A 13,785-nucleotide genomic window follows, 5' to 3' on the forward strand; every position below is an offset into this window, starting at 1 on the left:
CACCTAAACCTTGAACCTATGCCTTTCACCTTCGCCCACCCGGCAGTAGTATTGCCTTTAACTAAACGTGACGGCCACGGACTATCACTAACCGGATTAATAGCCGGTGCCATGGTTCCTGATTTTGAATATTTTATCAGAATGCATATTGGCAGTATTTACAGCCATACTATTTTAGGTTTGTTTTGGTTTGATGTTCCGTTGGCAGTACTGATCGCTTTTATATTTCATAACCTCATTCGTAACGCTTTTTATGATAACCCCCCATCCGTGCTAAGCACAAGGCTATCAACCTATAAACTATTCAACTGGAATGCATATTTCAAAAAGCATTGGCCGGTAGTTTTACTTTCCGTTTTTGTTGGGGCTTGCTCCCACCTTTTGCTTGATGATTTTACCCACATGCGTGGTTACTTTGTTAAACAGGCTCCGGGCTTTTTTACGCAAACCATTATTGGATCAATCCCTCTATTTAAAATCCTTCAGCACTCATTTACACTGCTAAGCACGCTGTATATCATTTATTATATATATCATATGCCTGAAACCGGCATAAAACCCAAGCCCAGCTTAAAATACTGGGCCTGGATTTCAGTTTTTACAATAACTATATTGATTGTTAGATTTTTGATAATGCCCGATTACCGCGACATTGCCAACGTTATAGTTTCGGGCATAACTGCTTTTTTGTTAGGATTGATGTTAGTTCCGCTTTTTCTTTATCGCAATAAACCCAACCAAGATCCTGGATAATTTTTCGGGATGCCCTCTCTTGTCAAAGTAATCTGAGCCTACTTACATTTATAAGTAAAAGTATTTATCGCCGTACCATTAATGGCCAAACTCACCGGAAAATCCTTCTCATTGTATTGATAAGTAAGCGTCGCGTTTACATCAGTAGCCGTTGGCGAATTAGGATTTCTTAGCTTGCCGGTTATCTTAATTGGGTTGTTTTTACTCAAAATAGCGCAACGCCCTGCCCAAAACCTAAGTTTATCCAGGTTATACGCGCCAAAGCCATTAAAATCCTCGCCTATAAATTTCCAGTATTTAGCAATAGCGGCATACGGGGATTGCTTATTGTCATAGGTGATCGTAATTGACTCATCGGAGGTTTGCTTGTAATCAATATGGCTTTCACCAGTTGGAATATTAATTGTCTTTTTCGACCAATCGTTTATGATCTTCGCTTGTGTTACATTATCATTGGCATCGTAAATAAAGGCAAGCTCATACCTGAAAAGTACAAAACCGTCGGCATCTTCCGAACCGTCGCCTTTTATTAAAACCGTAGTTAGATGTTTCTTGACATCGTCATATAAAAATTGATAAACCGAATCTTTTCTCATTGATTGGGGCGGATTTGTAGCGGTAAACAAATCATGCAGAAATTTGGGGTTGCCATCGTAAATATTGCCGCTTCCTCCGCTATAGGTGTAATCGATATTGATGGTACCATAGTGATGGGTGCCATTTCCATCAACAGATGCTGTAGGATAAGCGTCGGTAACTTTTGCAGCAGTAATGGTTCTTACAAAAGGACCATAAAAATAATTGGGGCCTGTCATTTTTGTAAGCAGCCCCTTATCATCATATTCAAAATTACGGAGGCCCAATGCCTCTTCAATGTCACTCGTAATAACACAGGCAGCAACATTAACAACCGGCGGAGTTGGATTATTGCCCGGTTTGCCACCGCAGCCGTATAAGCCAATTAATAAGCTACAGATAAGTAAAGTAATAAGCGTAAATTTTCTGTAGCTCAATTGTACAGATGTTGTTTTAAATAAAAGGTAGTTTTGAGGTGTTTTCATTAATGTTAGATGTTAGGTTCCTGTTCGTTTTTGCTTAATTAAAAAAGAGAATCCACTTGTGTAGCACATGCTTTTGTTCGGTATGCAGGAAAAAGAGGCAGGCAAGTTCCATATCGGTTTAGGTGAATTATTTCAGCAAGACATGCGGGTTTAAAACCGGCGCGGGATTCATTTGCAAATAAAGGCCGTATCCCCCGAATGCACTTTCGTGGATGTTGCAAATACTTATGAATTTGTAGCAATTTTTATCAAGAGATGATTTTTTACACCTAAAAGATATTATGTTAGGCAGAGATTAAAAAGCCGGTCGGAATTTTAAATATTTCTTAAAATCGAAATAAAAATAAGATCAATGAAATCAACGTGATCATCCATCGTCAACGGTCAAATACCCGGCTCAGATAACAACTCACATGTTTAAACCTTTAAATTAAAATATTTCTAAATACAAAAAATACCAGGTTACGTGGATAGGTTCATGATGTTTTTTCCCTACTTTAGCCACTGATGATACCTGTTGTTTCAAAATTACCCCAAACCGGAACTACTATTTTCACCGTGATGTCGGCCCTGGCCAACGAGCTTGGTGCTATCAACCTGTCGCAAGGTTTTCCTGATTATGATTGTTCGCCGGAGTTAATTGAATTAGTAAACAAGGCCATGAAAGCCGGGCATAATCAGTACGCCCCCATGGCCGGTGTGATGGCCCTAAGAGAGCGCATTGCCGAAAAAACAGAGAAACTTTACGGCGCGGTTTATAATCCCGAAACCGAGATCACCATAACCGCCGGTGGCACACAAGCCATATTTACAGCTATAAGCGCGGTGATCCATCCCAATGATGAAGTGATCATTTTTGAGCCTGCTTTTGATTGTTATGCACCTGCCATTAAACTGATGGGCGGCGTGGTAAAATCCTTAGCGCTCGAGCCGCCAGATTACCGCATTGCCTGGGATATGGTGAAGCGGTTGATCAACCAAAAAACTAAAATGATCATCCTTAACTCGCCACATAACCCTACCGCTACTATTTTGCGCAAAGAGGATATCGACGAGTTGAGCGCGCTGGTTAAAAATCAGGATATATTGATCTTAAGCGATGAGGTTTACGAGCACCTGATTTATGATGGAGAAACCCATCATAGCATGGCCCGCTATCCCGAATTACAGCAACGCAGCTTTATTGTGGCATCGTTTGGTAAACCTTTTCATGCTACAGGCTGGAAGGTTGGATATTGCATGGCCCCTGCTTACCTCATGAGTGAGTTCAGGAAAATTCACCAGTTTTTGGTGTTCGCGGTAAATACGCCTATACAATATGCTATTGCCGAACATTTAAAAAATGAAGAAACTTATTTGGGCTTAGCCGAGTTTTTCAGGGAGAAGCGCGACTACTTCCGTAAAGGCCTTGGGCAAACCCGTTTTGAGCTTCTGCCCTGTTCCGGATCATACTTTCAATCAGTCAGTTATCGCGCTATTACCGACGAAAAGGATTCCGACTTTGCCATTCGCGTAGCAAAAGAATATGGAGTAGCAACTATACCTGTTTCGGCCTTTTACAGTAAAGGGATCGACCATCATGTATTACGATTTTGTTTTGCCAAAAGGCAAGAAACTTTGGATAAAGCCGTTGATAGGTTAATAAAAATTTAATTTTTGGTTAATGGTTCATAGTTAATGGATCATAGCCAGGTCATCTAAGTTTTATTTGTTTGGATATAGAGCATGTCAATTCGGCTATGAACCATCATCCAAACTATGAACCAACAATGAACTACTAACTATGGAGAATCTTAAAATTACTGTTTTTCAAGGCTATCTTTTTTGGGAAAATACCGATAAAAATCTTCAAAATATTACGCTTCGCCTATCTGGCGGCATCCGCGAAAAAACAGATCTCATTATATTGCCCGAAATGTTTACTACGGGCTTCAGCATGAACGCCGCCCAACTGGCCGAACCGATGAATGGCAAAACCATGCAGTGGATGGAAAAAACGGCCCAACAGTATGATTGTGTAATTACCGGAAGTATTATCATCCAGGAGAATGGCAAATACTACAACCGCCTCATCTGGATGCGCCCCGACGGCACATATAACCACTACGATAAACGCCATCTTTTTGGCATGGGTAAGGAAGATGAAACCTATACTGCCGGCACCGAAAAACTGATAGTTGAACTGAACGGCTGGAAAATTTGCCCCATGATCTGCTATGATCTGCGTTTCCCGGTGTGGCTGCGCAATATCGAAGCAACCCCATATGATCTGATGATTATCGTAGCTAACTGGCCCGAGCGCCGGGCAGCCCACTGGCGTACACTTATCCCGGCCCGTGCGGTTGAAAACCAAGCATATGTGATTGCGGTTAACCGTGTAGGCCATGATGGTAACGAGGTATACCACAGCGGCGATTCAACCTGTATTGATCCTGCTGGTAACGTGGTTTATTACAAACGCGATGAAGAAGACCTTTACACCTTCAGCATTATTGGCGATGAGGTGCAGAAAGTGCGCAGGGCGTTGCCGTTTTTGAAGGATGCGGATGAGTTTAAAATTGTCTGAACCGAAAGATTATCTGAACTCGAATTTGGGAGAATTATGAGAATTTATTGAATTTAATTAGCATTCTGTGAATTCATAAATTCCCCCAAATTCGAGTTCAGACAAACGGCAAGACAAGAAAAATCCAGCCCACCATACAAATACCTCCAAATCACGGTTCATACTACTCTTAATTTCCCTCCACTTCATACAAAATTCATATCTATTTTGAATTTTTGTTCTGTTGAATTAGATGAAGGAAATGCGAACTATAAAATCCCTGCTATTTATATCTCCTCTGTTTTTTAGTTTATTATCACAAAAGGCTGATGCACAGACAGACACACTAAAGATCAATTTTCAGGATGCTGAAAAACAGTTTATTGAAAATAACCTTAGTCTGCTTGCGCAAAAGTACAATGTAGATGCCTCGAAGGCATTGATACAACAAGCTAAACTTTGGGATAACCCTACCCTAAGCACTGATCAGAACATTCATGACGGTAGCACTAATAAATTTTTTAACCATGCCAATGGCGGCGGACAAATATTTGTTCAGCTAAGCCAGGTGTTTAGCACTGCGGGCAAACGTGGTAAACAGGTTAAAGTTGCCGAAGATGATTCGAAAGTTCAGGAAGCCGCTTTTAGTGACCTGATGCGGAACCTGCGCTACAACCTGCAGCTCGATTTCAGTCAACTGGGATCATTAAACGCGCAGCAATTGGTTTATCAAAACGAGATCAAATCGGCTACCGAGTTGGTTAATGCCATCCAGAAATCATACGATGTAGGCAATACGTCGATGAAAGATCTCATCCGCCTGAAAGCATTGTTATTTGGCTTGCAGAACGATATGGTTGAAAACAACCGCCAGATCAACGATTTGCAAACCGAGTTAAAAACACTTTTGCAAACCAAAGAAACTACGTTTGTACAGCCTGTTATAAACGACAAACCGGTTGAAACAACTGATCTTGACGTGCAATCGCTGATAGCACAAGCCCTGACCAATAGGCCGGATTATCTATCGAACCAGTACCAGTTAAGTTCGGCCACACATAACCTGGCTTACCAAAAAGCTTTGGCAGTGCCGGATGTAACTGTAGGTTTCTCTTACGACCAAAACAGTAGCTATGCCCCTCATTATTATGGTTTACAGATAGGCTTTCCTATCCCCTTGTTTAACCGTAACCAAGGCAACATCAAATCGGCACAATACAACATCAAAAGCCAGGAAAGCACTTTGAAGCAAAACGAGTTTCAGCTTAAAAACGATGTGGTAGCGGCTGTAAATCAATACAAATTAAACATTCAGCTGTTTTCAACCCAACAGATCGCTTTTAATGAGCAATATGATAAACTATTTGGCAGCATGCTTAAAAGCTTTCAGCAACGCCAGATAAGCCTGATAGAATTTGTTGATTTCTTCGATACCTATAAGGATACCAAGTTAAAAATATTGCAACAGCAGTTTAACCTGCAAAAAGCCATTGCCGACCTCAACTTTGCTGTTGGTACTACCGTAATAAAATCCTGACTAAACTTTTAAAGACTAACATGATGAAAAGAGAAACGCTGTTTTCCGGCATCTCAGCTTTGCTACTGCTTGCCGCTTGCAAAGGCAAGACCCCTCCCGCTGTTGAAAATAAACAGGTAACTGTTAGCGATTCGATGGCTAAGATCATTACTATCGATACAGCCAAGATAGCTACCATAAAAAACGAACTTACGCTTTCGGGCGAAGTTTCATATGATGACAACACTGTTGTTAAAGTATTCCCTTTTTCGGGCGGACAGGTGATGGATGTGAAAGTATCCCTTGGCGATAAAGTAGCCAAAGGACAAACCCTTGCTATTGTGCGCAGTGCCGATGTAGCAGGTAACTATACCGATCTGAGTTCGTCAAAATCAGATCTTGCTATCTACAAACGCCAGTTAGAACAGGCCGATTACCTGTACAAAAACGGCATCTCGAGCGAGCGTGATTATACTGAAGCAAAAGAAAACTACAATAAAGCCGAAGCTGCTTACAATAAAGTAAAAGAGCAAATAGCTATTAACGGCGGCGGCAACACCAGCGCAGGCGGTGTGTTGGTGATCAAAGCTCCTGAAAGTGGCTTTGTGGTTGAAAAAAACATTACCGCCGGCAGTTTCATCCGTCCGGATAATGCAAACAGTTTGTTCACTATCTCAAACATGAAAAATGTATGGATCTGGGCCAACGTGTTCGAATCAGACATCAGCCGTGTTAAAGTTGGTTATACTGCAAAGGTTACAACCATCGCTTACCCTGATAAAGTATTTACCGGTAAAGTTGATGCGGTAAGTTCGGTGCTTGACCCGGATAACAAGGTTTTAAAGATCAAGATCGTGTTACCAAACGATGGCATGCTGTTGAAACCTGAGATGTTTACCAGCGTAATAATTGCCAACAGCGAAAAAGCTCAATCGGTAGCTATACCGGCCAAGGCTGTTGTTTATGATAACAGCAAAAACTTTGTAGTAGTTTATAACAGCAAGGATGATTTGAAAGTGCGCCAGGTATCTGTGATAAAAACGGTTGAAGATACAACCTATCTATCATCGGGTTTACAGGCCGGCGATAAGATCATATCTAAAAATCAGCTGCTTTTTTATGATGCCATTGCAGGTAATAACTAAGCACCGGTAAACTGAAAATTGCCGGGCCTTAAAACCGGGCGCTCACGTTTTTTAAACAGAGATACTACAATGAACAAGTTCATCAAAAATATTATATACTTCTCGCTAAGGCACCGCTACTTTGTGTTTTTTATGACACTGGTATTGGTTGTGCTTGGTGTTTGGAGCTACTCCAACACCCCTATCGAGACTTTTCCTGATGTTACCAATACTCAGATCATTATTATAGCCCAATGGCCGGGCCGCAGTGCCGAAGAAATGGAAAAAATGGTTACCATACCCATGGAAACCGTTTTAAACTCGGTGCAGAAAAAGGCTAATCTTCGTACTACATCATCATTCGGACTGTCGTATGTCCGCATTATTTTTGATGATGATGTTGATGATGCTTTTGCACGCCAACAGGTATTAAGTCGCCTGGGCAATGCCGATTTGCCGGATGGTGTTAAACCCGAAGTTGAGCCGCCTTACGGTCCAACAGGCGAGATTTTCCGCTATACGCTAAAAAGCCGCACTAAATCATTACACGAGCTTACCGCAATTCAGGATTGGGTACTTGATCGCCAGTTTAAATCGATCCCCGGCGTAGCCGACGTAAATAGCTTTGGTGGTGAAGAAAAAACTTACGAGTTGAGTGTAAACCCCTCTTTGCTGCAAAAATATGGCCTTACCTCGCTGGATGTTTACAATGCCATTAACCGCAGTAACATTAACGTAGGTGGTGATATTATTGAGAAAAACGACCAAGCGTACGTTGTACGCGGTATCGGCTTGATCAACAATATTGATGAGATCCAGAATATTATCATTAAAAATGTAAATAACGTACCTATCCTGGCGCGTGATATTGCCGACGTAAGGGAAAGTGGACTGCCTCGCTTAGGCCAGGTTGGTCGCGATAAGGCGAACGATGTTATTGAAGGTATTGTGGTAATGCGTAAGGGCGAAAACCCTGCCGATGTGCTACAACGCATTAATGATAAAGTAAAAGATCTTAACGCGCATGTACTTCCATCGGATGTGAAGATCTCTACGTTTTATGATCGTACCACGCTGATGGATTTCTGTACCGAAACCGTTATCCATAACCTTTGCGAGGGTATTATCCTGGTAACCGTTATCGTATTGCTTTTCATGGCCGATTGGCGCACTACGCTTACCGTTGCCATTATTATCCCGCTGGCGTTATTGTTTGCCTTTATCTGTTTAAGATTGAAGGGAATGAGTGCAAACTTACTCTCGATGGGTGCCGTGGATTTTGGTATCATTATAGATGGCGCGGTGGTAATGGTTGAGGGGATCTTCGTGGCACTCGATCACAAGGCCAGGGAAGTGGGCATGCAGAAGTTTAACGGATTGGCTAAACTCGGCCTGTTTAAAAACATCGGTGCCGAGATGGGTAAAGCTATCTTCTTCTCTAAGCTGATCATCCTAACCTGTTTGATCCCGATTTTCGCTTTCCAGAAAGTAGAAGGTAAAATGTTCTCTCCGCTGGCTTATACTTTAGGCTTCGCGCTGTTAGGTGCATTGATCTTTACGCTAACATTGGTTCCTGCGCTTTCAAGTATCTTGCTTAACAAAAACGTAAGGGAGAAACATAACCCGGTAGTGTTATTCTTTGAGAACGGTATCCGCCGCATGTTTGATTATACTTATCGTAACCAGAAATTAAGCCTGATTGTTGCAGTTGCATTTATGTCAGTTACTTTCTTTTCTGCTAAGTTTTTAGGTTCGGAGTTTTTGCCGCAGCTTAATGAGGGTGCCCTTTGGGTAACCGCGCAGTTGCCGATGAGCACCTCGCTGGAAAGTTCGGTTAAGGTAACTGATAAAATGAGGCAGATCCTGTCAACCTTCCCCGAGGTTAAACAAACCCTGTCGCAGGTTGGCCGTACCAATGATGGTACCGACCCTAAGGGTTTCTTTAACGTACAGATCCAAGTGGACCTTCTACCTAAAAAAGAATGGAAACGCCCAATTACCCAGGAACAGCTGATTGCCGATATGGACAAGAAGCTAAGCCAGTTCCCCGGTATCGTGTTCAACTATTCGCAGCCTATTATTGACAACGTAGCTGAGGCTGTTGCGGGTGTACCTGCATCAATGGCAGTAAAAATATTCGGTCCGGATTTTCAAGTGCTCGATCAAAAAGCAGATTCGGTGATGGCAGTGCTTAAAAAGATCCAGGGTGTTGAGGATTTGGGTATCCTTCGCAATCTTGGTCAGCCGGAGTTTAGGATCGAACTTGATCAGCGTAAAATGGCGCTGTATGGCGTATCTACTGCCGATGCCAACTCGGTTATTGAAATGGCCATAGGTGGTAAAGCTGCCTCGCAATTATATGAAGGTGAGCGTAAGTTTGATATCCGGATCCGTTATCAAAAACCTTACAGGGATACACAAGTCAAGATCGAAAACTTGATGGTACCTACGCTTAATGGTTCAAAAATCGCTATTAAAGAGATCTCGAAAATCACTACGCTTACCGGTCCGGCATTCATTTACCGTGATAACAATATGCGTTACATCGCCGTAAAATTCTCGGTACGTGGCCGCGACTTAGGTAGTACCATTGCCGAAGCACAGGAAAAAGTAGGCGCTGCCGTGAAGCTGGATCAAGGCTATTCATTCACATGGAACGGTGAGTTTGAAAACCAGATCAGGGCATCAAATACTTTGGCCCGTGTAGTGCCTGTTTGTTTATTGGTGATCTTCCTGATACTGTTCATCACCTTTGGTAACGCGAAAGATGCTGTATTGGTTATCCTTAACGTACCATTCGCGCTGATAGGTGGTATTTTGGCCCTGCATATTACAGGTACCAACTTCAGTATTTCAGCTGGTATCGGCTTCATTGCCTTGTTTGGTGTGTGTATCCAGAATGGGGTTATCTTGATATCGGTGTTTAAGAAAAATATTGAAGCAAAAATGCATTTGGATGAAGCCATCCGCGAGGGTGTTATTTCCCGCGTGCGCCCGGTAGTAATGACTGCTTTAATGGCTGCAATCGGTTTGATGCCGGCAGCTATATCAACCGGTATTGGTTCTGAAACTCAGAAACCTTTGGCCATTGTGGTTATCGGTGGTTTGGTTACATCAACCATATTAACCTTGTTGATATTGCCTATCATCTACGCAATAGTTTACAGATTAATTCACCGTCGTGAAAACCGTAAGCTGTTGAAAAAAGTTGGCATGCTTAAAGGATAAAACAGTAATAAGTTCGAATAAAATCGAATTACACTAATTAGTACAAATAGCGATGAGTTAAGCACTCATCGCTATTTTTTTGATTAGTGTTGAGATAATAAAATAGTGACAGTTAGGGTTAACAAATATTCATTGTAATTAATGTAATTTGTACCCATTCAAATCGAATTGCCCATAAATCAATATGTCAATCATAAAACACGTATTCTGCTTTTCTTTATCCATCGCTTTACTAATTGGTTTGCCATTGCGATCATCGGCACAAAAGAAAAAAGAAAAGGATAAAGATTACGCGCAACTGGTTGACCCATTTATTGGTACCGGCGGTCACGGTCACACCTACCCCGGCCCGGTAATGCCCTTTGGTATGGTGCAGTTAAGCCCGGATACAAGGCTTGAAGGTTGGGATGGCTGCTCAGGTTATCACTACACCGATAGTTTGGTTTATGGCTTTTCGCACACACACCTAAGCGGTACAGGCGTACCCGATTACTGCGATGTATTGTTTATGCCTACCACCGGCGATCCTAAATTTAAAAACACTGAATACCGCTCGCATTTCAGCAAAAAAAATGAAGGCGCAACGCCGGGTTATTACCACACGTTATTAGACAAATATAACATTGGTGTTGAATTAACTGCAACTACCCGAGTGGGTGTACATCGTTACAGCTACCCATCAACAGATAAGGCCAATATTATTATTGATCTGCAACATCGCGATGAAGTGCTGGATTCATGGATAGAGGTAGTGAATGATCATGAGGTTCGCGGCTTTCGGATGTCGAAAGGATGGGCGGATAAGCAGCAGGTTTACTTTTACGCCAAGTTTTCTAAACCGTTTAAAACTTATGGCATAGCTTCAAACAATGAAGTGCAGAACGGGCAAAATAAAATTCAGGGTAAAAACATCAAACTGTTTTTACAGTTCGATAATCCCGGCGAAGTGATCAGTAAAGTAGGTATCTCCTCAGTAAGTACGGAAGGCGCTTTGAAAAACCTTGATGCCGAAGTGCCTGATTTCGATTTCAAAAAAATACAGAAAGATGCTAAAATAGCCTGGAACCATGAGTTAAATAAGATTCAGGTTGAAGGCGGCTCTCCCGCCCCTGTTCCGCAAAGCCAACCAGCGGCAGGTACAGGGCCATATAGCTTTGCGCCTCCCGCCAAAAAAGTACCGCAAATTGACTATGCTAAAATAAAGCAAACCATGTTTTATACGGCGCTTTATCACAGTATGGTGGCACCTAATATTTACAGCGATGTGGATGGCCAATACCGCGGCATGGATCAGCAAGTACATACCGCACAAGGCTTTGATTATTACACCGTTTTTTCGCTATGGGATACTTACCGTGCCGAAAATCCGCTGTTGACTTTAATAGATCGCAAACGCACGCTTGATTTTATCAAAAGCTTTTTAGCGATGTATGATCAGGGTGGTTTACTGCCGATATGGCCACTGGCTACCACCGAAACTTTTTGCATGATAGGGAACCATTCCATCCCTGTTATTGTTGATGCTTACGCCAAAGGTATCCGTGATTTTGATGCAGAAAAAGCTTTTACAGCGATGAAAGCCGCCGTAAACCGCAACCAATTTGGCTTGGATGTTTATCGCAAAAACGGCGCGGTGTTATCAGATGTAGAAGATGCATCGGTATCCAAAACCCTGGATTATGCTTACGATGATTGGTGTATTGCCCAAATGGCCAAAATGCTGAACAAACCGCAAGATTACGCCGAATACATTCAACGCGCCCAGTACTGGAAAAACGTTTACAACAATCAGAACAGCTTTATGCAAGCCCGTTTTAACGGCGGTTGGTTTGAACCGTTCGACCCTACCGAGATCAACGGCAATTACACCGAGGGCAACTCATGGCAATACTCTTTTTTAGTGCCACATGATGTAGAAACTTTGATAGAAAAAATGGGCGGCAAACAAGCCTTTGAAGCCAAGCTTGATGAGTTGTTCAGCACGCAATCAAAACTAAGTGGCAGTGATATCCCGGATGTTGCCGGTTTAATAGGCCAATATGCACATGGCAACGAACCAAGCCATCACATGGCTTATCTGTATAACTTCACCGATTCGCCGGATAAAACGCAGTTTTATGTAAGCAGGATATTAAGGGAAGAATACAGCAATAAGCCCGATGGTTTGGCGGGTAATGAAGATTGCGGGCAGATGTCGGCCTGGTATGTGATGAGTTCGTTGGGGATTTACAATATCGCGCCTGGCCAGCAGGATTTCCAGATCGGCATCCCGCAGTTTGATAAGGCGGTCATTAATTTAGAGAATGGCAAAAAGTTCAATATCCTTAATCCCGGTGCTGGCATAACCCGCGCCAACATCTACCTGCAAGGTATGAACCTTGATAAAAAGGTGTACAGCAAGCTTTTTATCAACTATGGCGATATCAACAAAGGCGGCGATTTCGAGGTATTTACAGGCAGACTGGCCAATAAGATATTTACGCAGGACTTGGAAAAACCTACTTCTAAAATCACCGATAGCCTCATTGTTGCCAATCCTTACATCGTCGCGCCAGCAAAATCATTTAAACAGCCGTTCAATATCCAGATCAAAAGCCAGGATGCTGACGCCAAAATTTATTATACTTTGGACGGCTCTACCCCTACCGCAGCATCTGCAGCATACAGCCAGCCTATCAACATAACTGATAATATCACTGTAAAAGCCATCTCCATAAAAAATGGTAAAAGCAGCTTTGTTGATGAAGCCAGCTTTACCAAGCTACGTAATGATATTAAACTAAGCATTGTAAACAAATACCTTCCCAGCTACGCAGCCAAAGGCGATGAAACCCTTATCGACGGACAGTACGGCACCACCAACTGGCGCTTAGGCAACTGGCAGGGTTACCAGGGTAAGGATTTTATAGCAGTACTGGATATGGGATCGGTTAAACCTGTAGCAGAGATCGGATTGAATACCTTGCAAGATAGCCGCGCTTGGATCGTGTTCCCTAAGTATGTACAATTCTGGACATCTAACGATGGCAAAAACTACAAACTGGCAATTACCGTTAATACTAAAGTTGATATTAAGGATACCAATGTGCAAACGCAGAATTTCGTGGCGCCGCTAAATACCAATGCCCGTTACATTAAACTGATAGCCAAGCAATACGGACCGCTTCCCGATTGGCATGATAACAAAGGTAGTCAATCGTACATTTTTGCGGATGAGATAATGGTGAAATAGCTGGATATTTGCTTGCTGTAAAATGTTTTGCCCCCTCTGGGGCAAAGGAATATTGGTTGCGTTATGTGCTACAAACCTTTTGCCCCTCTGGGGCACGTCTTGTCGGCAAATTTTTATGCTCAACCCATTTTACCAAATTATAAAATCCCCCAGAGGGGGTAAAGGTTTGTAGATACGCATCATCTTCCGCCCAAACCCCAGAGGGGTTTAACTTCAGAATCTTTCAATTATAAAGAAGCTAAACAAAGCTACAAACAACGTGCTTGTAAGAAATACACCAATGTTGATTATTAGTTAAAAACAAACCCAAATGAACAAAACTTTTT

8 protein-coding genes are annotated in these 13,785 nt (G+C 42.4%); 7 read left to right on the forward strand and 1 reads right to left on the reverse strand.

The features are described from left to right. Window positions 1–18: 18 nt before the first annotated feature. Complete coding sequence (locus tag AAFN85_RS19615; RefSeq protein ID WP_347529303.1) at window positions 19–753, forward strand: DUF4184 family protein; 735 nt, start codon at window positions 19–21, stop codon at window positions 751–753. 38 nt (window positions 754–791) lie between these two features. Here AAFN85_RS19615 and AAFN85_RS19620 read toward each other — a convergent pair whose 3' ends face one another. Beyond that, window positions 792–1,814: a hypothetical protein gene (locus tag AAFN85_RS19620; protein WP_347529304.1), complete on the reverse strand. Its 1,023-nt coding sequence runs from the start codon at window positions 1,812–1,814 to the stop codon at window positions 792–794. 507 nt (window positions 1,815–2,321) lie between these two features. On the opposite strand from AAFN85_RS19620, the gene AAFN85_RS19625 reads away from it, so the two are divergent. From AAFN85_RS19625 to AAFN85_RS19650, 6 genes are all read left to right on the forward strand, one after another. Further along, window positions 2,322–3,467: a methionine aminotransferase gene (locus AAFN85_RS19625; RefSeq protein ID WP_347529305.1), complete on the forward strand. Its 1,146-nt coding sequence runs from the start codon at window positions 2,322–2,324 to the stop codon at window positions 3,465–3,467. Window positions 3,468–3,597: 130 nt separating this feature from the next. Next, window positions 3,598–4,380, forward strand: coding sequence for an amidohydrolase (locus AAFN85_RS19630; protein WP_347529306.1), 783 nt, complete (start codon window positions 3,598–3,600; stop codon window positions 4,378–4,380). A gap of 241 nt (window positions 4,381–4,621) precedes the next feature. After that, window positions 4,622–5,896, forward strand: a complete 1,275-nt coding sequence (locus AAFN85_RS19635) for a TolC family protein (RefSeq protein ID WP_347529307.1) — start codon at window positions 4,622–4,624, stop codon at window positions 5,894–5,896. A 20-nt stretch (window positions 5,897–5,916) separates the two neighbouring features. Next, window positions 5,917–7,020: an efflux RND transporter periplasmic adaptor subunit gene (locus AAFN85_RS19640; RefSeq protein ID WP_347529308.1), complete on the forward strand. Its 1,104-nt coding sequence runs from the start codon at window positions 5,917–5,919 to the stop codon at window positions 7,018–7,020. A gap of 69 nt (window positions 7,021–7,089) precedes the next feature. Beyond that, window positions 7,090–10,227, forward strand: coding sequence for a CusA/CzcA family heavy metal efflux RND transporter (locus AAFN85_RS19645; RefSeq protein ID WP_347529309.1), 3,138 nt, complete (start codon window positions 7,090–7,092; stop codon window positions 10,225–10,227). A 184-nt stretch (window positions 10,228–10,411) separates the two neighbouring features. Then, window positions 10,412–13,459: a GH92 family glycosyl hydrolase gene (locus tag AAFN85_RS19650; protein ID WP_347529310.1), complete on the forward strand. Its 3,048-nt coding sequence runs from the start codon at window positions 10,412–10,414 to the stop codon at window positions 13,457–13,459. Window positions 13,460–13,785 lie beyond the last annotated feature (326 nt).

It is taken from the genome of Mucilaginibacter sp. CAU 1740 (assembly GCF_039839285.1).
GTDB lineage: Bacteria > Bacteroidota > Bacteroidia > Sphingobacteriales > Sphingobacteriaceae > Mucilaginibacter.